Genomic DNA, 18,660 nt, shown 5'->3' on the forward strand with positions numbered 1-18,660 from the left:
CGGGTCGCCGTGAGTTGCGGGACGCTCACCACTGGTTCACGCTGGAACCACCTCACCGAGGGTTGACCGGTGGTGACAGTGCGCTCAGGTCACCACCCTGCTGTACGCATGTGAGATCCGAATCTTCGTCTTCTTCCGGACTACTTCGGGGAGTCGCAGCCGTGATCAGCGAGCCGAGCAGGTATTACGCGGTGGAGCTCCAGGCCCTGCCGTCGCGGATCGGACAGGTCCGCAGGATTGTCTCCGCGCATCTCCGTCATTGGCAGCTCGACGCTTTGATCGACCATGCCGTGCTGGGTGTCACCGAGCTTCTGACGAACGTCCACCGGCATGCCCAGCCGGACAAGCGGTGCACCGTCGAGATCGAGCTGCTGCTCGACCGCCTCACGGTCTCCGTCCGGGACCACGACCCCCGCATACCGGAGGCCGTCGGCTGCCCGGACGCGCTCGACGCGTACGACGGCGGCGACGGATACGACGAGCTGGCCACGTCCGGCCGCGGCCTCGCCATCGTCGGTGCGGTCAGCGAGAGTTGGGGTGTCCGCCCGTGCGGGGCCGACGGCAAGGTGGTGTGGTTCACGCTCGCCGCGCCGCCGCCCGCCGTCCCGGTCGAGACGCGTTCCTACGCCGTGTACGGCTCCACGCCCGAGGGCCCGTTCCGCAAGTACGCGCCGTTCCCCGGCGTTCCGCTCAGCGCCCCGGCCGACCCGGCCGCCGCGCCGGCCCTCGAACCCGTCCTCGCGCCGGCCCCCGCCGTGGCCGTGGGCGCGGCGGCGGCCCGCCGGGTGCCGACGGGCCGCACGGGCTGACGGGGCGGCCCGAGCGGGCCCGCCCCCGGCCCTCGCTCACTCCGTGGCGATCGCCCGGAGGATCTCCAGACGGGCCGCCCGGCGCGCCGGGCGCAGGGCCGCCACGGCCCCGGCGACCAGACCCACCAGGGCCACCGTCGCCAGCTGCACCGCCGGTACGGCGAAGGCGAACGCGCTGTCGCCCGAGCCCTCGGAGGCGCGGACCAGCACCCAGCCGAGGAAGCCGCCGAGGACGAGTCCGCCGAGCGTGCCGAAGGCCGCCACCAGGACCGACTCCCAGCGGACCATGGCCCGCAGCTGGGCCCGGGTCTGGCCGACGGCCCGCAACAGGCCCAGCTCACGCGTCCGTTCGTGGACGGACAGGGTCAGCGTGTTCGTGATGCCGAGCAGCGCGATCAGGACGGCGAGGGCGAGGAGCGCGTACACGAGGGTGAGCATCATGTCGATGCCGCCCGCCGAGGACTCCGCGTACTCCTCCCGGGTCTGCACCTCGGGCTGCCCGTAGCGGTCCGCGACCTCGGTCACGGCCGCCTTGCCCTCCTCGGTGCCGACGCCGTCCGCGAAGGAGACGGCGACCAGGGTGTCGGAGTCCTGGGTGCGGTGCGGGGCCCAGGCCTCGCGGGTGACGAGGTAGTCGCCGGCCAGGTCGGAGCGTTCGTAGACCGCCCGGACGGTGAAGGTGTGCCGGGTGCCGTCCGTGAACGTGAGCTCGGCCGTCCGCCCGGGGGCCAGCCCCGCGGAGGCCGCCTCGTCGGCGGCGACGGCGAGCCCGTCCGCACCGAGGCCGGTGAGGGAGCCCCGTACCTCGCCGAGGTCGAGGGTCCGGGAGAGCGCCGCCGGGTCGGTGACGGTCAGGGCGCGGCCCCGGCCGTCCACCTCCGCCACCCCGCGCCCCAGGCCCACGGCGGTGTCGACCTCGGGCAGCGCGCCGACGGCCGGCGCGAGACGCGGGCTGAGTCCCGCGCCACCGGCGCCGAACGTGGCACCGCTGATGGCGACGTCGCCCGCGAACGAGCGGTCGACCGTGCGGTCCATGGTCGCCTTGAGGGAGGCACCGAAGACCGTGAAGAGGGTGACCACCGCGACGCCGATCATCAGGGCGGTCGCGGTCGCCGCCGTACGCCCCGGGCTGCGCAGGGCGTTGCGGCGCGCGAGGCCGCGGTTGGCGCCGCGCAGGGGGCGGCCGAGGACCCGTACGGCGACGGACGCGGCCACCGGACCGAGGACCACGAAGGCCGCGACGGCGAGCGCCGCTCCGGTCGCGGCGAACCACAGCGAGGGGGTGCCGAGCACACCGGCGAGAACCGTGCCGACCGCGACGGCGAGCAGGACGCCGCCGGTCACCACGCGCGCGCGTGACGTGCCCGAGGCGTCCACCTGCGTCTCGCGGAGCGCGGCGAGCGGGGCCGTGCGCCCGGCCCGTACGGCGGGCAGGAGCGCCGAGCCCGCGCAGACCGCGAGGCCGACGGCGAGGGGCAGCACGAGGGAGGTGCCGGTCACGATCAGGTCGCCCTCGGGGAAGGGGAAGCCGATGGCGGGGAAGAGGGCCTGGAGGCCGACCGCGACGCCGATCCCGGCGAGCAGACCGGCGAGGGAGGCGAGCAGACCGACGGTCAGCGCCTCGGCGAGGGTCCCGGTGACGACCTGCCGCCGGGCGGCGCCGATCGCGCGGAGCAGGGCGTTCTCGCGGGTCCGCTGGGCGACGAGCACGGCGAACGTGTTGTGGATGCTGAAGACGGAGACGAGCACCGCGACCCCGCTGAAGACCAGCAGGAAGGTCGTGAAGAGGCTGAGGAAGCGGCCGGAGACCATCTCGGTGTTCTCCTCGGCGGCGCGCTGCCCGGTGATCGCCTCGACGTCGTCCGGGAGGGCGGGGGCGAGGGCGGCGACCAGTTCCTCCTGGGAGACGCCGGGCCCGGCCCGTACGGCGATGCTCGTCGCCTCGCCGGGGCGTGCCGTCAGATACCGCTCGGCGTCGGCGCGGGTCAGACCGGTCCAGGTGACCTGGCCCATGCCGTCCGCGCCGCCGAAGGTGGCGAGACCGACGACGGTGACGCGCACCGGGTCGGGGGTGCGCAGGACCGTCGTGTCCCCCAGGGCGAGACCCGCGGCCTTCGCGGCACCCCGGTTGACGACGGCCTCGCCGGGGGCGCTCGGGGCACGGCCCTCCGCGAGCTTGTACGGGTTGAGGGCCGGGTCGTCGATCCAGTTCCCGGCGAGGGTGGGCGGGCCCTTGCCGCCGACGGGGGTGCCGTCGGCGGCGAGGAGCTGGCCGGCGCCCTCGATCCGGGGCGCGGCGGCGGCGACCCCGGGCACGCGCGCGAGGCGCTCGGCGAGGTCCGCGTCGACGGGCCCGCGGGTGCCCTGGGCGTCGCCCGAGGCCGTCACGGTGACGGCGCTGCGGACGACGGCGTCGGTGCCCCGGCTCGCGCCGGTGAACATCGAGTCGAAACTCGCGCGCAGGGTGTCGCCCATGACGAGGGTGCCGGTGAGGAAGGCGACGCCGAGGAGGACGGCGACGAAGGTGCCGAGGAACCGGCGCCGGTGGGCGCCGAGGGAGGAACGGGCGAGGCGGAGCGAGGCGGGGGCGGAGGGAGTTCTCATGGGGTCGCACCCCCGGAGGCGAGGGCGGTCGGGTGACCGTCCGTCGGGTTCGGGCCGGTGGGGTGGGTGCCCGTCGGGTGGGTGCCGGTCGGGTGCCCGTCGCGCGTACGGGCCCCGGTGCCGGTCGTCGTCTCGAACGCCTTCATGCGGTCGAGGACGCGGTCGGCCGTGGGGTCCGTCATCCGGTCGACGAGCCGGCCGTCCGCGAGGAAGATCACCTCGTCGGCGTGGGCGGCGGCGACCGGGTCATGGGTGACCATGACGACCGTACGGCCGGTCTCCCGCACCGTACGGCCGAGCAGGCGAAGGACCTCCTCGCCGGAGCGCGAGTCGAGGTTGCCGGTCGGTTCGTCGGCGAAGACGACGTCCGGGTCCCCGGCGAACGCACGGGCGACGGCCACCCGCTGCTGCTGTCCGCCGGAGAGCTCGCTCGGCCGGTGGTGGAGGCGGTCGCGGAGCCCGACCGTGTCGACGATCCGGTCGAAGCGCTCCCGGTCGACGGCGTGGCCGGCGAGGTCCAGGGGAAGGGTGATGTTCTCGGCGACGGTGAGGGTCGGCAGCAGGTTGAAGGCCTGGAAGACGAAGCCGATCCGGTCGCGACGCAGCAGCGTCAGACGGCGGTCGTCGAGCGTGGCGAGGTCGGTGTCGCCGAGCAGGGCGGCGCCGGAGGTGAGGGTGTCGAGCCCGGCGGCGCAGTGCATCAGGGTGGACTTGCCGGAGCCCGAAGGGCCCATGACGGCGGTGAAGCGGCCGACGGGGAAGTCGACGCTCACCCCGTCCAGGGCCCTGACCTCGGTGTCGCCGCGCCCGTAGACCTTGACGGCGTCGACGACGCGGACGGCGGCGGGGGCGGCGGGCACGGTCCCGAGGCGCTTGTCGGTGGTGGTCATGCCCGGTGCCCCTTGGTGTCGGTACGGCGGCCGAACTGCTCTTCGAGGACGGTCAGGCGCCGCCAGTACTCGTCCTCGTCGATCTCCCCGGCGGCGAATCGGTGGCCGAGGAGCGCGATGGGCGAGCTGTCGTCCGGCCCCTCGGCCCGGCCGGGGCCGACGTCACGCCACGGGCCACGGCCGCGGCGCCATCCGGCGCGGCGGGCGATCGTGACGATGCCGACGATCACCACCGCCCAGACGAGGGGGAAGAACAGGATCCACGGGCCGGGGCCCGCGTGGGCGAGTGTGTTCATGGGGGTTCAGCTCCTCGGTGCGCATCGATCGGTGCCCTGCGAGAGGTGCGCCGTGACCGGTGCGCCGTGGTGGTCTTCTTCCGTGGTTCGAGACTCCCTCCGGGCGGGGGTCGGGCGCGTCGTACGGGCAGCGGCATCGCGTGTACGACGGCGGGAGTACGTGGAGGCTCCGGCCTTCCTTCCGTTCTGTACCTACTGGTATGTACAGTGCGGCCATGAACACCTCCGAGCGACTGATCGAGGCGACCCGCGAGCTCCTGTGGGAGCGGGGGTACGTGGGGACGAGCCCCAAGGCCGTGCAGCAGGCGGCGGGGGCGGGCCAGGGCAGCATGTACCACCACTTCGCGGGCAAGCCCGATCTCGCGCTCGCCGCGATCCGGCGGACGGCCGAGGATCTGGGCGCCGCCGCCGAGGCCGTCCTGAGCGGCGAGGGCACGGCGTACTCCCGTATCGAGGCCTATCTGCTGCGCGAGCGGGACGTCCTGCGGGGCTGCCCGGTGGGCCGGTTGACGATGGATCCCGAGGTCATCGCCGACCCCGTGCTGCGCGCACCGGTCGACGAGGTGCTCGGGCGGCTGCGGTCCCGGCTCGCCGAGGTCGCCCAGGAGGGCCTGGACAGCGGCGAGTTGAGCGACTCCCTCGACGCGGAGGACATCGCGGCGACGGTCCTGGCGACCGTGCAGGGCGGGTACGTGCTGGCGCGCGCGACCGGGGCGCGGGAGCCCTTCGACAGCGCCGTACGGGGGTTGTCGAGCCTGCTCGCCCCTCGTACCGCCGCCGCATGAACAGATCTTCTCCCAGAGGCGACAGGAGCCTTCCGGTGCACGCCATGCAGTACGAGATCACCCTGCCCGCCGACTACGACATGGGGATCATCCGCGAGCGGGTGGCGACGAGGGGCCATCTGCTCGACGCCTTCCCCGGGCTCGGCCTGAAGGCGTACCTGGTGCGGGAGCGCGGGAACGCGTCGCCGGTCAACCAGTACGCGCCGTTCTATCTGTGGGCCACCCCCGAGGGCATGAACTCCTTCCTCTGGGGCCCGGGTTTCGAGGGCATCGTGAACGACTTCGGCCGGCCCGTGGTGCAGCACTGGACCGGCCTGTCGTACGAGGAGGGGCCCGCGTCCGGTGCGGTGCCGGGCACCGCGACGCGTCGCGGGACGCCGCTCGGGGACGGGGTGCCGCCCGGCGAGGCCGTGGCGGAGGCGGTGGCCGGGCACGCGCGCGAGGCGCGGCGGGACGGGGTGGTGGCCTCCGCCCTGGCGGTCGATCCGCGCCACTGGGAACTGCTCACGTTCACCTTGTGGGCCGACGCGGAAGCGCCCGCCGACGAGGGCGAGCGCTTCCGTGTCCTGCATCTGTCCGCGCCGGAGCGGGGGCGGTTGGGGGCGGGGCGGCAGTGGTGAGCCGTGGCCCGAGGGGGCCGGTCGGCTCCGGCTCGGTCGGCTCCGACCCTGTCGATCCCGGCCCCGTCGGCTCCGACCGGGTCGACCCTGGCCCGGTCGGCCGGGGCCCCGTGGCGCCCTCTCTGAGGGATCAGGCCACGGCGACGAGCGTCAGGTAGGCCATGCCGAGGACGCGCCGGTAGCCGTTCACCCACGTGGAGCGCTGCCGGTCGACGCGCTCCCGGGTCTCCGCGGCCAGCGGGTGCTCGGGGTGGGCGGCGAGCCAGAGTTCGGTGTCGTACCGGTAGCCCGACTCGAACTCCTCCCACTCCTCGGCGGTCGCCGTCTCGATCCACGCGGGCCTGAATCCCGCCTCGATCGCGAGGTCGACGAGGGTGCCGAGGGACGTGTGGTCCCCCTCGTTCGCGCCCGGCCACATCCCGGCCAGTTCGTCGTCCGTGGGGGTGCGGTCCCAGAAGCACTCCCCGAGCACGACATGCCCTCCGGGCCTGACGAGACGGCGGAGTTCGCTCAAGGCCGCGGCGAGGTCGTGCGGCTGCTCGGGGTCGCAGAGGGCCTGGCTCGATCCGTGACAGAGGACGACATCGACGGGCCCCCGGTCGGTGCGGAACGCCGACTCCTCGACGAACTCGACGCGGTCGGCGAGGCCACGGGCCTCGGCCAGGGCCCGGCCGCGGGCCAGGTCCTCCCCGTTGATGTCGATCCCCGCGCCCTTGGCCGCCGGCGCGGCCTCGACGATGCGGAGCAGCAACTCGCCCCAGCCGCAACCGATGTCGAGCACATCGGCGGGCTCGATCGCGGCGAGCCGCTCGACCATGCGGGTCGCGCGGGCCTCGGAGAGCGGGCTGTGGAAGGTGAGGCTGCCGAGACGCGGAGGAAGATCAAGATCAGAAATGGTCATGAGGCGGAACGCTACGTCGTCCGACCGGCACTGGCCAGGGGTTTCCGGCCGATGAGGGTGCGCGGCGGGGTTCGTCCGGCCGGCGCCGTGGTGAATTCGGCAAGCCGCCGTCACCAAGCCGTGAAGTTTCTCCGGGACTCTGGAATTCGGACCGGCCGAGCCCGGACCGGGTCGGACCGGGAACGGAACAGATCCGATCAGTTCGTTCGTACCGCGCCGTGCGCGGCACTCATCGGGGGGACACCATCATGAGCACCGTCCGCAGATCCGCCGTCGTCCTCGTCGCCCTCGCCACGGCCGCGCTCACCGCCTGCGGGCCCGGCGAGGACGGGGCGGCAGGTGGTCCCGCAGCGCCGTCGGCTCCTCCGTCGAAGTCCGTGACGCCGACGGACACACCGACCGAGGCCCCCACGGAGCCCCCGACCGCCGCGCCGACCGAGGCTCCGACGGCCGCCCCCACGAAGGCCCCGGCCCCCTCGAAGCCGGCGTCGCCTTCGGTCGACCCCGACTACGACGTGTTCCCGTGCAGCACCTTCGACGTGACCTTCACCGCGACCCTGGCGGAGCCCACGACCAGCAGCTACCTCCTGAAGATCACCAACAAGGGCAGCAAGCCCTGCCGGGCCCTGGGACACCCCGTCGTCACCTTCGGCGCCCTCGACGGGCAGGCCGTCGAGCGCGGTCCGGCCCCCGGCATCGAGGACGCGATCCGGCTCGCGCCGGGGCAGTCGGCGTACGCCGGACTCATGGGTGGTCTCAAGGACGGCAAGGGCACGACCGTCCACTCGATCTCGATGACCATGAGCACCGATTCCGACCTGGCGCAGAAGCCGCTCAAGGCCTCGACCCCCGGCCTGTACGTGTCGCCGGACAAGAACTCGGTGACCGCGTGGATGACGAACGCGGAGGACGCCCTCAGCCTCTAGGCCGGTTCCGCCGATCATGCCGGGCCGGCGACGCCTGGCATGATCGGCAGGACACCGCCTAGCCTGGAGACGTGTACACCACGCGTGTGTCCCGCCATGTCGACGCCCCGCCCTCGGCCGTCTATCGGGCCCTGCTCGACCCGGAGGCGGTCGCGCGGTGGCGTGTGCCGTACGGAATGACCTGCGAGGTCCACGAGTTCGACGCGCGCGAGGGGGGAACCTTCCGGGTCTCCCTCACCTACGACACCGCGGACGGGGCCGGCAGGTCGGGGGCCCGCACGGACACGTACCACGGGCGCTTCGTGGAGCTGCGCCCTGACGAACGCGTCGTCGAGGTCACCGAGTTCGAGACCTCGGACCCGGGGCTTCAGGGCCCCATGACCCTCACCACGACCCTGATCTCCCTGGAGGGCGGCACGGAGGTGGTCCTCGTCCACGAAGGGGTGCCGGACGACGTGCCCGCCGCGGACAACGAGGCCGGTACGCGGACGGCCCTGGACCGGTTGGCCGCGCTGGCCGAGGGGCGGGCCGAGCCTCTGGCGTGACGGCCCCGGCGGCCAGGGGCGCCGCCCCTCAGGCGTGCCACCCCCGCCCGGGGGCGGTCAGGCGGGCTCGCGCGGGGCCGGCTCGCGCGGGGCCGGTGGTCAGACCCGCTCGCGGGTCAGTGCCGCCAGCGGGTCGTCCAGGACCGGCTGCCATGCCAGCTCGGCGGCGCCGACGAGGCTGTTGTGGTCCAGGGTGCAGGGGAGGATCGGCACTCCGCCGCTGCGGCCCCAGAGGCTGCGGTCGGCGACGACCGCGCGGAGGCGCTCCGGGTCCGCGTCGAGCAGCTCGCGGTGGAGGCCGCCGAGGATGATCCGGTCCGGGTTGAGGATGTTCACCAGGCCCGCGAGGCCGAGGCCCAGACGGTCGATCAGCTCCCCCACCGCGACCCGCACGCCCGGGTCGTCGGGGCTCGTGCGCAGCAGGTCGCGGGACTGCTGGAGCAGGGACACCTCGGGGCCGGGGGCGCGGCCCGCGGCCGTGAGGAAGGCGAGCGGGTCGGTCTCCACGTCCAGGCAGCCGCGGCTGCCGCAGTGACAGGCGCGACCCTCCGGGTTCACCGTGAGGTGGCCGACCTCCAGGGCGAGGCCCGCGCTGCCGGTGTGCAGGCGCCCGTCCAGGACGAGCGCGCCGCCGACGCCCCGGTGGCCGGTGGCCACGCAGAGCAGGTCGCGGGCGCCGCGGCCCGCGCCGTGGCGGTGCTCGGCCAGAGCCGCGAGGTTCACGTCGTTGCCGGTGAAGGCCGGGCCGTCGATGCCGGCGGCCCGCACCCGCTCGGCGAAGATCTCCCGGACCTGCGCACCGGCGGGCCAGGCGAGGTGCAGCGGGTTCAGCGCGGTGCCCTCGGGCTCCGCCACGGCCGAGGGGGCGGCGAGCCCCGCGCCGACGCAGCGGCGGCCGCTCTCCCTGAGCAGGGCGACTCCGGCCTCGACGACCTCGCCGAGGACCTGGGCCGGGTCGGCGGAGACGGTGACGCAGCCGGGGACGGTCGCCACGATGGTGCCGCCGAGACCGACGAGTGCGGCGCGGAAGCCATCGGCGTGGACCTGGGCGGCGAGGGCGACGGGGCCCTTCTCGTCTACGGCGAGGCGGTGGCTGGGGCGGCCCTGGGAACCCGCCGCGGCGCCGGGGTTGGAGTCCACGCGGATGAGGCCGAGGGCCTCCAGTTCCGCGGCGACCGCGCCGGCGGTGGCGCGGGTGACGCCGAGTTCGGCGGTGAGGACGGCCCTGGTGGGGGCCCTGCCGGTGTGCACCAGCTCCAGCGCGGGGCCGAGCGCGTTGCGCCCCCTGTCCAGCCGTGTCCGGGTCGTCGTCGCCTTGCCGTTCATGGGGGCGAGTCTCCCATGATCGGGGGGTGGGGTGTCCCCCCTGGGCCGGTGGGGGGGGTGGGCCGTGGGGCGGGCGGTGGGCGGCTGTCCGCCGGGTGGGCGGGGCCCTCCGGCGGTCCGGACGTGGTGGACGCTCCGGGACCGTGTTCGGGACCGCATGATCTACGGCGCGTGCCGGGCCCGAGAAGTGCGGCTTGTTCTTACGCGCCACACATCGCGCTTTACGTCCCGAACACGGTCCCTGCGCGTCCCCCACTCCCGTACGTCGCCGACCGCCCCTCCGCGCGGGCCCGGTCTCGGGCGAGGGCTGTGTCCTCGCCCGAGGCGGTGCGTCAGGTCAGTGGGCGCCGAGGAACGCGCCCTCCGGGCCCTTCTCCCAGCCCTTCTCGTGACACGAGCCGGTGAAGATCGTTCCGTAGACGGCCGGGACGCCGGCCACCGAGCAGTGCGAGCTGAAGCCCGCGCCACCGGCGGAGAAGTACCCCGCCCCGAATCCGTCGTTGGCGAGCGCCGAACCGGCGCCACCCAGCAGGATGCCCACGGCCAGGACAGACGCGGCGAGAGAACGCATAGCTACTCCTCAAGGTCTCGGAATGACGTGCCAGAAGGTGCTCGTCTGCCGGTCAAACGTCTTGGGAAATGGCGAGACACGGCGTCTCACTCCAATGCCGGGCGGGCGGATCCGCCGCAGAAACGATGCTCTCCAGTGGCCCCTTGGGACGTTCTGTCGGTGGGGTGACCTGGGCCTTGTCACCCGGACAGCGTCACACCGCTCTCGTCGAGCCCTCGGGTGGACCGTGCCGCTCGCTTGATTGCGGCCGGAGCATCCCCCTATCCTGAGTTTGTGCCGCTACTAAACAAAGTACGGACGGTCGTTCCGGGGGGCTCCGGCGGAGACACCGCCACCCGCTCCCTGTCCCGCCTCCGCGTCGCCCTGACCCTCTTCTTCGCCCTCGACGGTTTCCTGTTCGCCGGCTGGGTCGTCCGGATCCCCGCCGTCAAGCAGCAGACCGGCGCCTCGGCCGGTGACCTCGGCCTCGCCCTGCTCGGGGTGTCCGCCGGCGCCGTCATCACCATGACGCTGACCGGGCGGCTCTGCCGTCGCTGGGGCTCCCACGCCGTCACCGTCGCCACCGCCGTCCTCCTGTCCCTGTCGGTCGCCCTGCCGGCGCTCACCCGCTCGCCGCTCGCCCTCGGGCTCGTCCTGCTCGTGTTCGGGGCCGCGTACGGCGGGATCAACGTCGCGATGAACAGCGCCGCCGTGGATCTCGTGACCGCGCTCCGGCGCCCGGTGATGCCCAGCTTCCACGCCGCGTTCAGCCTCGGCGGCATGATCGGCGCGGGGCTCGGCGGACTGCTCGCCGGGGGCCTGTCCCCGACCGTCCATCTGCTGGGGCTGACCGTGGTCGGGCTTGCGCTCACGGCCGTCGCCGGGCCCGTGCTCCTGCGTCACCCCTCCCCCGCGGCGCCCGAATCCCTGGCGCCGGCGGCCGGCGTGAAGGGCGGGCGGTCCGGTGGGCCGCGGCGCGTCGTCCTCGTCTTCGGTGTGATCGCCCTCTGCACGGCGTACGGCGAAGGCGCACTCGCCGACTGGGGCGCCCTCCACCTGGAGCAGGACCTCGGCGCGCACCCGGGGGTGGCCGCCGCCGGGTACTCCGTGTTCGCGCTGACCATGACCGCGGGGCGCCTCTCCGGCACCGCCCTGCTCGAACGCCTCGGCCAGACCCGGACCCTGGTCCTCGGTGGCGCCACGGCCGCCGCCGGCATGCTGCTCGGCGCGCTCGCGCCGAGCATCTGGGCCACCCTGCTCGGCTTCGCGATCACCGGTCTCGGGCTCGCCAACATCTTCCCCGTCGCCGTGGCCCGCGCCGGTGCCGTCGCCGGTCCCGGCGGGGTGGCGACCGCGTCCACGCTCGGTTACGGGGGCATGCTCCTCGGCCCGCCGTCCATCGGGTTCCTCGCCGACCGGTTCTCCCTGCCGGTGGCACTCACGACCGTCGCCGTGCTCGCGGCCGGTGCCGCCGCCATGGGCTACTGGGCGCGGAACGCCGGAGCCTCCCGGGTGAGTTGAGCCCCCGACGGTGAAGAGCCGTCGGCCTGTTTCCGCGAGGGGCACGGGTCTGGTCGCCCAGCCGGGTGCGGACGGCCGGGCCCGGCCCGAGCGGGACCGGGGCCGACGACCGGCCGCACCTCGTCCTGTGGAACCGGCTGCCCGTGACCCTCACCGGCGTGTGTGGCGCGAGGCCTCCAGGATCACCCGGTCCCGAGATCCGGGACCGCTCAGGCCGTCCCGTCCAGCATCCGGGTCAGTACGTCGCGCTGGAGGGGCCGGACCTCGGCATGGCGGCCGAGGCCCTTCTCGGTCAGCTTCACCTGGACGCCGCGCCGGTCCTCGGCACACATCCCCCGTAGGACCAGGCCGTCCTTCTCCAGACGTGCGATCAGCCGGGACAGGGCGCTCTGGCTGAGGTGGACCCGGCCGGCCAGCTCCTGGACGCGCCAGGAGGCCGGGCCGCCCTCCGCCGCGCCCTCCGCGAGCACGTCGAGGACCTCGAAGTCGCTGGCGCCGAGGCCGTACGGATGGAGTGCCCGGTCGAGCTCACAGGTCGTACGGGCGTGCAGGGCGAGGACGTCACGCCACTCGTCCACGAGCGCGCGTTCGGACTTGTTCGCTGCCATGGCCGCACGGTAGCAGAAACGACCCGTTTTGTTGCATGAGAATTAAATGCACTTGCATTCAATGCACGTGCATGTACTGTCCTGCCCATGACCTCTCCGCTCACCGACGCGCCCACCGGTGTGTCCGACTCCGCCCAGGAACGCTGGAGTCCGCGTCTCTGGGGCACCCTGCTCGTGCTCTGCGCCGCGATGTTCCTCGACGCCCTCGACGTCTCCATGGTCGGTGTCGCCCTGCCCTCGATCGCCACCGATCTCGGCCTCTCCACCGCCACCCTCCAGTGGATCGTCAGCGGCTACATCCTCGGCTACGGCGGCCTGCTCCTCCTCGGTGGCCGCGCCGCCGACCTGCTCGGCCGCCGTCGGGTCTTCCTCATCGCGCTGGCCGTGTTCGCGCTCGCCTCCCTGCTCGGCGGGCTCGTCGACTCCGGGCCCCTCCTGATCGCCAGCCGCTTCATCAAGGGGCTGAGCGCCGCGTTCACCGCCCCCGCCGGCCTGTCGATCATCACCACGACCTTCAAGGAGGGCCCGCAGCGCAACCGGGCCCTGTCCATCTACACGACCTGCGCCGCCACCGGCTTCTCGATGGGCCTGGTCCTGTCCGGACTCCTCACCGAGCTGAGCTGGCGCTGGACGATGCTCCTCCCCGCCCCCGTCGCCCTCATCGCGCTGGTCTTCGCGCTCCGCCTCATCCCGCACAGCGCCCGGGAGAACTCATCCGGCGGCTACGACCTGCCGGGCGCCGTCACCGGCACGGCCGCGATGCTGCTGCTCGTCTTCACCGTCGTCCAGGCCCCCGAGACGGGCTGGACCTCCGTGCGCACCCTGCTGTCCTTCGCCGTGGCCGCCGCCCTGCTCGTCTCCTTCGTCCTGATCGAACGCCGCAGCGCGAGTCCCCTCGTACGGCTCGGAGTGCTGCGCTCCGGCTCACAGGTACGGGCCCAGCTCGGCGCGGCGGCGTTCTTCGGCTCGTACGTCGCCTTCCAGTTCATCGTGACCCAGTACATGCAGTCGTTGCTCCACTGGTCGGCGCTCCAGACGGCCCTCGCCTTCCTGCCGGCCGGTGTGCTCGTGGCGCTCTCCTCCACCAAGATCGGCGGCATCGTGGACCGCTTCGGCACCCCCCGGGTGATCGCCGTCGGCTTCACGCTGCTCGTCGTCGCGTACGCGCTGTTCCTGCGGATCTCCCTCACCCCGCAGTACGCCGCCGTCATCCTGCCGTCGATGCTGCTGCTCGGTGCGGCCTGCGCGCTGGTGTTCCCGTCGCTCAACATCCAGGCCACCAACGGGGTCGCCGACGACGAGCAGGGCATGGTGTCGGGGCTCCTCAACACCTCGATCCAGGTCGGCGGTGCGCTGTTCCTCGCCGTCGTCACCGCCGTGATCACCGCGGACGGCGGCGAGGGCACCGCCTCGCCGCAGGCGGTCCTGGACGACTTCCGTCCGGGCCTCGCCGTGGTCACGGTCATCGCCCTGGCCGGGCTCCTCATCACGCTGCCGGGCCTCCGGACGCGGGGGAAGCGGGACGGCGAGCCGTCGGTCGTGGTCGCCCGCTCCACGCCGTCGGGGGCGAGCGCCACGGCCGCCGGCAGCGGGACGGCCGTGGAGAACGTCCCGGCGAAGGTCGCGGTCCGCGACTAGGGACGCCTTCCGGATCTCGCCGGGCGGGTGCCGCCCGGCGAGATCCGCGTGTGCCGGTCCGGGGCCGGCCGTGCGGGCGACCGCGGGCCTGGCCCCCGTCGGGGCTCAGCCGAGCCAGCCGGGGCGTACGAGGCCCGACTCGTAGGCCAGGACGACGAGTTGGGCGCGGTCCCGGGCACCGAGTTTCACCATGGCGCGGCTGACGTGGGTCTTGGCGGTGAGGGGGCTGACGACCAGTCGGCGGGCGATCTCCTCGTTCGACAGGCCGATGCCCACCAGGGCCATCACCTCCCGTTCCCGCTCGGTCAGGGCACCGAGGGCCGCCGTCGCCCCCGGGGCCTTGGAGCGGGCCGCGAACTCCTCGATCAGGCGGCGGGTCACCCCCGGGGAGAGCAGGGCGTCCCCGTGGACGACGGCGCGCACGGCCCGCAGCAGTTCCTCCGGCTCGGTGTCCTTGACCAGGAAGCCGGAGGCGCCCGCGCGGATCGCCTCGAAGACGTACTCGTCGAGTTCGAAGGTGGTCAGCATGACGACCCGGACCTCGGCGAGGTCCGCGTCGTCCGTGATGCGGCGGGTGGCTTCGAGACCGTCCAGCCGCGGCATCCGGATGTCCATGAGGACGACGTCGGGGCGCAGGGCGCGCACCCGTTCCACGGCCTCGCCGCCGTCGGACGCCTCCCCCGCGACCTCGATGTCCGGCTGGGCGTCGAGAAGCGCGCGGAACCCCGCCCGGACCAGCGACTGGTCGTCGGCGAGCAGCACTCGGATCACGGGGTCTCCTGCGGTGACGGGGGCTCTTCCTGGTGGAACGGGAGGACGGCGTGGACGCGGAAGCCGCCGTCCTGGCGTGCGCCCGCCTCGATGGTGCCACCGAGGGCCGCGGCACGCTCCCGCATGCCGGCGAGGCCGTTGCCGCTGCCGCCCGCCTCGGTGCCGGTGGCCGGGCCGTCGTCGTCGACGGTCAGGTCCAGGTGCCCGGAGCCGTACCCGATCCGGACCCGGGCGGTACGCGAACCGGAGTGGCGCACCACGTTGGTGAGCGCCTCCTGCACGATCCGGAAGGCGGCGAGGTCGGCGCCGGGCGGCAGATCGGTCCGCGGTCCGGTCGTCGCGACGGTGACGGTGAGGCCGGCGGCGCCGGCCTGTTCGACGAGTTCGGGGAGCCGGCCGAGTCCGGGGGCGGGCGCACGGGGCGCGTCGCCGCGGGTGCGGAGGGTGTCGAGAACCTGGCGCACCTCGCCGAGCGCCTCCTTGCTGGCCGCCTTGATGGTGGTCAGCGCGGTGCGGGCCTGCTCGGGGTCGGAGTCCAGGAGGGCGAGGCCGACCCCGGCCTGCACGTTGATGACGGAGATCGAGTGGGCGAGCACGTCGTGGAGTTCCCGGGCGATGCGCAGCCGTTCCTCATCGGCGCGCCGCTGCTCGGCGGCGGCCCGGTCGGCCCGCAGCTGCGCCCGCTGCTCGCGCCGTACGCGGACCGTCTCGGAGGCGGCGAGAACGGCGACGGCGAACGCGGCCGCGGGCAGCTCCTGCCCCCAGGGGGCGGGGCCGTCGCCCGCCGGGGGCAGCCAGCGGTAGAGCCAGTGCGAGAGCAGCAGATGGCCCGCCCAGAGCAGACCGAGGGCCCAGGCGGCGGCGGTCCGGTGTCCGTGCACGACGGCCGCGAAACAGGCGACGGCGACCATCACGAACACCGGGCCGTACGGGTAACCGGCCAGGAGATAGCCGAGGGTGACGGCCGCGACGCCGAACACCACCGGCACCGGCCACCGGTGACGGAACAGCAGGGGCGCCGCCCCGAGGAGCAGCAGTGCGCGCCCGAGCGCGTCGAGCGCCTCCCGGTCGGGCTGGTTCCTCGCGGCGAACCCGGTCCCCGCCATGACGACCACGGCGATCAGGAGCGTGGACCGCCAGGGCAGGCCGCTGCCGCCGCCGCGCTGCCACCGGCCCCAGTCACGGCCCGGCGCCCAGGCCGGGTGCTCGTGCGACCGGTGCTCGCGGGCCCGTCGCTCCCCCGGTTCGCGGGCCGGCCTCGCGTCGTCGCGCCCGCGCCCCTGTCCGCGCCCCTGTCCGCGCCCTTGCCCGCGCCTCCGCTCCTGTTCCATGTCCGCCACGCTAACCGTGCGGGACCCGTGGAAACGTCAGCCCGACGGGGTGGTCACCCGTACTCCCGGCGGAGTAGAGGGCGTCCCGTCCGTACGGGTGCGGCCGCGGGTCAGCACGCTTGAGCGGCGGCTCGGTGAGGGCGATGTCACCGGGGGCCGCGCCCTCGCCGACACCTTCGCCGGGATCGCCCCCGGTTCGGTGCCGATGTTCGTCGTCGCTCAGGCCGGCGGGCGCGTGGCCGGACTCGCCCAGTTCGGCGTGGTCTTCGGGGTGCGCCTCCAGGTGCGCTCGGCAGGGTCCGCCCCCCCGGACGCGGTGAACCCGGCCGTCGTCGAAACCCTCCGGGAGGTCGGCGTCGACGTCTCCGCCGAGACCCCCAGGGTGCTCACCGTCGACGCGGTGCGGGAATCCGACGTGGTGATCACCATGGGGTGCGGTGACGCCTGCCCGTACTTCCCGGGCAAGCGGTACCTCGACCGGCGGCTGGACGACCCCGCGGGCCGGGACGTCGCCGCCGTCCGTCCGCTCCGCGACCGGATCGGCCACCTCGTGCGCGAGCTGCGGGGCGAGCTCGGAGTCGGGGCGGCGGCCTCGTGACCGGGGACGACGCGGTGCGGATCCGTCCGGTGCTGCCCGCGCATGCCGCACAGGTCCTGGAGATCTACGGCCTCGGCATCGCGGGCGGCGACGCCACCTTCGAGACGACCGCCCGCGGCTGGGAGGCGTCCGACACCACGCGGGCGCCCGGGCACCGGCTCGTCGCCCTCGACGAGGGCGGTCGGGTGCTCGGCCGGGCCGCCGTCTCCCCGGTCTCCGACCGCTGCCCGTACGCGGGTGTCGTCGAGCACTCCGTGTACGTCCACCCCGAGGCGCGCGGCCGGGGTGTCGGTCTGTCGCTGCTCACCGCGCTGCTCGCGTCCACCGACGCCGACGGGATCCGGACGGTCCAGTCGGCATCGTCCAGGAGAACACCGCGCGCCTCGCCCTCCACGCGAAGACGGGCGTCCGCTTCGTGGGCACCCGGGAGCGCCTCGGCCGCCATCGGGGCGTCCGGCGGGACGTCGTACTCGTCGAGCGTCGCAGCCCCGCCGTCGACCGACCCGTCCCGCCGGGGCGGGTCGAGCCGCCTCAGCCGCGCGGCAGCAGGCCCACGTCCTGGCCGAGGCGGCGGGCCGCCGCGGCGAAGAACGCGTCGCGGTCCTCGACGATGTTGTGGAAGTGGCCGAACACCTCGAAGGAGATCAGCCCGAAGAGCTGCGACCAGGCGCCCACCAGCGTGACCGCGAGGGCCGGAGGAAGGTCGGGGGCGATGTCGGCGGCCAGCCGGGTGGCCTCGGGGCGGAGTCCTTCCGGGAGCGGGGGCAGGGCGACGCCCTCGCCGGTGTGCGCGCTGCGGGCGGTCTCGATGAGGACGAGGCCGACGCGGGAAGCGGGGACGATCGTGTCCTGGGGCGCGCTGTACCCGGGCACGGGGGAACCGTAGATCAGGGCGTACTCGTGCGGGTGGGCGACGGCCCAGGCGCGGACGGCCCGGCAGACGGCGGTCCACCGGTCCAGGGGGCGCTGCCCCGCCGTCTCCGCGGCGGCCTTTTCCGCTGCGGCGCCGATCGCGTCGTACGCGTCGACGATCAGTGCGGTGAGCAGGTCGTCGCGGCTCGGGAAGTAGCGGTAGAGCGCGGAGGAGACCATGCCCAGCTCACGGGCGACGGCCCGCAGGGACAGCTTGGCGGCGCCCTCGGCGGCGAGCTGGGTGCGGGCCTCGTCCTTGATGGCGGCGGTGATCTCGATACGGGCGCGGGCGCGGGCTCCTCGAACGGTCGTCATGGAGAGCAGTGTAACCACTTTCAGAGCACCGATACGAAATGAGAGCAGCGCTCTTGATTGTGAGCGGCGATTCCTGCACACTCGAACCAAGCGAGAGCAGTGCTCACACTTTGCTCCCGACGGCTACCGCTCGGCACCGCTTCATCCCCCAGGAGGAACCCATGTCCGCACGGCCCACCCACTCCGACCCCGCCTCGCACGTCATGAAGCCCGGCTGGTTCACCGTGAACGTCTTCAACCGCGGCGTCGCCTGGGCGACCCGCCGCGGCTTCAGCGTCTGGGGCTCCCGCGTGCTCGCCGTCCGCGGCCGCAAGAGCGGCGAGTGGCGCCGTACGCCCGTCAACCTCCTGACGGTGGACGGCGTCCGCTACCTGGTGGCCCCCCGCGGCCACGTCCAGTGGACCCACAACATGCGGGCGGCCGGCGGCGGGCAGCTGATCCTCGGCAAGCACGTGCAGGACTTCACCGTCGTCGAGGTCGCCGACGACGACAAGCCCGCGCTGCTGCGCGCCTACCTCAAGCGCTGGAAGGCCGAGGTCGGCGTCTTCTTCGGCGGCGTCGGCCCCGACTCCTCCGACGAGGAGCTGCGCGCCATCGCGCCGAAGCACCCCGTCTTCCGCGTCACGCCGACGGGCCCCGCCACTCCCGCCGCGTGAGACCGGCAGGAGCGGCGGAGCCCGTCCGCTTCACTCACCTCAGGTGCGCCTGGTGCAC

General features: G+C 74.1%; 19 protein-coding genes and 1 pseudogene. 10 read left to right on the top strand and 10 right to left on the bottom strand.

Annotation, left to right across the window (positions count from 1 at the left end; translation table 11 throughout):
- Positions 1-161: 161 nt before the first annotated feature.
- Entirely contained in the window at positions 162-809 is a 648-nt protein-coding gene (locus tag ACIP8Z_RS03755; RefSeq protein WP_402078269.1) for an ATP-binding protein, read from the top strand.
- Between the two features lie 36 nt (positions 810-845).
- Here the strand turns inward: ACIP8Z_RS03755 and ACIP8Z_RS03760 are convergent, their stop codons facing one another.
- The 3 genes from ACIP8Z_RS03760 to ACIP8Z_RS03770 are packed head-to-tail and all read right to left on the bottom strand — an operon-like array spanning position 846 to position 4,599.
- Complete coding sequence (locus tag ACIP8Z_RS03760; RefSeq protein ID WP_402078271.1) at positions 846-3,413, bottom strand: FtsX-like permease family protein; 2,568 nt, start codon at positions 3,411-3,413, stop codon at positions 846-848.
- On the bottom strand, positions 3,410-4,303 hold the full coding sequence (locus ACIP8Z_RS03765; protein ID WP_402078274.1) for an ABC transporter ATP-binding protein: 894 nt from the start codon (positions 4,301-4,303) through the stop codon (positions 3,410-3,412). Before ACIP8Z_RS03765 ends, ACIP8Z_RS03760 begins: the two co-directional genes overlap by 4 nt.
- A complete protein-coding gene (locus tag ACIP8Z_RS03770; RefSeq protein WP_402078276.1) occupies positions 4,300-4,599 on the bottom strand; it encodes an SHOCT domain-containing protein in 300 nt (99 codons plus the stop codon). Before ACIP8Z_RS03770 ends, ACIP8Z_RS03765 begins: the two co-directional genes overlap by 4 nt.
- Positions 4,600-4,799: 200 nt before the next feature.
- On the opposite strand from ACIP8Z_RS03770, the gene ACIP8Z_RS03775 reads away from it, so the two are divergent.
- Together ACIP8Z_RS03775 and ACIP8Z_RS03780 are read left to right on the top strand one after the other, a co-directional pair.
- Entirely contained in the window at positions 4,800-5,384 is a 585-nt protein-coding gene (locus ACIP8Z_RS03775) for a TetR/AcrR family transcriptional regulator (RefSeq protein WP_402078279.1), read from the top strand.
- Positions 5,385-5,419: 35 nt separating this feature from the next.
- Entirely contained in the window at positions 5,420-6,004 is a 585-nt protein-coding gene (locus ACIP8Z_RS03780; protein WP_402078281.1) for a DUF4865 family protein, read from the top strand.
- Between the two features lie 130 nt (positions 6,005-6,134).
- Here ACIP8Z_RS03780 and ACIP8Z_RS03785 read toward each other — a convergent pair whose 3' ends face one another.
- Positions 6,135-6,905, bottom strand: a complete 771-nt coding sequence (locus ACIP8Z_RS03785) for an SAM-dependent methyltransferase (RefSeq protein ID WP_402078284.1) — start codon at positions 6,903-6,905, stop codon at positions 6,135-6,137.
- A gap of 248 nt (positions 6,906-7,153) precedes the next feature.
- Between ACIP8Z_RS03785 and ACIP8Z_RS03790 the strand changes: the two genes are divergently transcribed.
- Positions 7,154-7,831 (top strand): DUF4232 domain-containing protein, encoded by a 678-nt coding sequence (locus ACIP8Z_RS03790; protein WP_402078286.1) that lies wholly within the window; start codon positions 7,154-7,156, stop codon positions 7,829-7,831.
- 71 nt (positions 7,832-7,902) lie between these two features.
- Positions 7,903-8,376, top strand: a complete 474-nt coding sequence (locus ACIP8Z_RS03795) for an SRPBCC family protein (protein ID WP_402078289.1) — start codon at positions 7,903-7,905, stop codon at positions 8,374-8,376.
- Positions 8,377-8,475: 99 nt separating this feature from the next.
- On the opposite strand, the gene ACIP8Z_RS03800 is transcribed toward ACIP8Z_RS03795, so the two are convergent.
- Positions 8,476-9,702, bottom strand: a complete 1,227-nt coding sequence (locus ACIP8Z_RS03800) for an ROK family protein (protein WP_319311890.1) — start codon at positions 9,700-9,702, stop codon at positions 8,476-8,478.
- A 337-nt stretch (positions 9,703-10,039) separates the two neighbouring features.
- On the bottom strand, positions 10,040-10,273 hold the full coding sequence (locus ACIP8Z_RS03805; protein WP_355959227.1) for a hypothetical protein: 234 nt from the start codon (positions 10,271-10,273) through the stop codon (positions 10,040-10,042).
- Positions 10,274-10,546: 273 nt separating this feature from the next.
- Between ACIP8Z_RS03805 and ACIP8Z_RS03810 the strand changes: the two genes are divergently transcribed.
- On the top strand, positions 10,547-11,773 hold the full coding sequence (locus tag ACIP8Z_RS03810) for an MFS transporter (RefSeq protein ID WP_402078292.1): 1,227 nt from the start codon (positions 10,547-10,549) through the stop codon (positions 11,771-11,773).
- A 209-nt stretch (positions 11,774-11,982) separates the two neighbouring features.
- Here the strand turns inward: ACIP8Z_RS03810 and ACIP8Z_RS03815 are convergent, their stop codons facing one another.
- Entirely contained in the window at positions 11,983-12,381 is a 399-nt protein-coding gene (locus ACIP8Z_RS03815) for a MarR family winged helix-turn-helix transcriptional regulator (protein WP_402078295.1), read from the bottom strand.
- A gap of 87 nt (positions 12,382-12,468) precedes the next feature.
- Here ACIP8Z_RS03815 and ACIP8Z_RS03820 point away from each other — a divergent pair, with 87 nt between their 5' ends.
- Positions 12,469-14,019: an MFS transporter gene (locus ACIP8Z_RS03820; protein ID WP_402078298.1), complete on the top strand. Its 1,551-nt coding sequence runs from the start codon at positions 12,469-12,471 to the stop codon at positions 14,017-14,019.
- A gap of 105 nt (positions 14,020-14,124) precedes the next feature.
- Here the strand turns inward: ACIP8Z_RS03820 and ACIP8Z_RS03825 are convergent, their stop codons facing one another.
- Both ACIP8Z_RS03825 and ACIP8Z_RS03830 read right to left on the bottom strand, forming a co-directional pair.
- Positions 14,125-14,790 carry a response regulator gene (locus tag ACIP8Z_RS03825; protein WP_402078300.1) on the bottom strand — a complete coding sequence of 222 codons (666 nt, stop codon included), beginning with the start codon at positions 14,788-14,790 and terminating at the stop codon, positions 14,125-14,127.
- Positions 14,787-16,121 carry a sensor histidine kinase gene (locus ACIP8Z_RS03830; RefSeq protein WP_402078303.1) on the bottom strand — a complete coding sequence of 445 codons (1,335 nt, stop codon included), beginning with the start codon at positions 16,119-16,121 and terminating at the stop codon, positions 14,787-14,789. The genes ACIP8Z_RS03825 and ACIP8Z_RS03830 overlap by 4 nt, the downstream gene beginning before the upstream one ends.
- Before the next feature lie 205 nt (positions 16,122-16,326).
- Between ACIP8Z_RS03830 and ACIP8Z_RS03835 the strand changes: the two genes are divergently transcribed.
- Both ACIP8Z_RS03835 and ACIP8Z_RS03840 read left to right on the top strand, forming a co-directional pair.
- Positions 16,327-16,719: a phosphotyrosine protein phosphatase gene (locus ACIP8Z_RS03835; protein ID WP_402078908.1), complete on the top strand. Its 393-nt coding sequence runs from the start codon at positions 16,327-16,329 to the stop codon at positions 16,717-16,719.
- Positions 16,716-17,215, top strand: a pseudogene (locus tag ACIP8Z_RS03840) (GNAT family N-acetyltransferase); the annotation flags it as partial. The gene ACIP8Z_RS03835 and the pseudogene ACIP8Z_RS03840, both read left to right, overlap by 4 nt.
- A 35-nt stretch (positions 17,216-17,250) precedes the next feature.
- Here the strand turns inward: ACIP8Z_RS03840 and ACIP8Z_RS03845 are convergent.
- Positions 17,251-17,946: a TetR/AcrR family transcriptional regulator gene (locus ACIP8Z_RS03845; protein ID WP_402078306.1), complete on the bottom strand. Its 696-nt coding sequence runs from the start codon at positions 17,944-17,946 to the stop codon at positions 17,251-17,253.
- Positions 17,947-18,107: 161 nt separating this feature from the next.
- Between ACIP8Z_RS03845 and ACIP8Z_RS03850 the strand changes: the two genes are divergently transcribed.
- A complete protein-coding gene (locus tag ACIP8Z_RS03850; protein WP_402078308.1) occupies positions 18,108-18,602 on the top strand; it encodes a nitroreductase family deazaflavin-dependent oxidoreductase in 495 nt (164 codons plus the stop codon).
- The last annotated feature ends 58 nt before the right edge of the window (positions 18,603-18,660 follow it).

The sequence above is a fragment of the Streptomyces sp. NPDC088553 genome (assembly GCF_044752965.1).
In the GTDB taxonomy this organism is placed as follows: domain Bacteria; phylum Actinomycetota; class Actinomycetes; order Streptomycetales; family Streptomycetaceae; genus Streptomyces.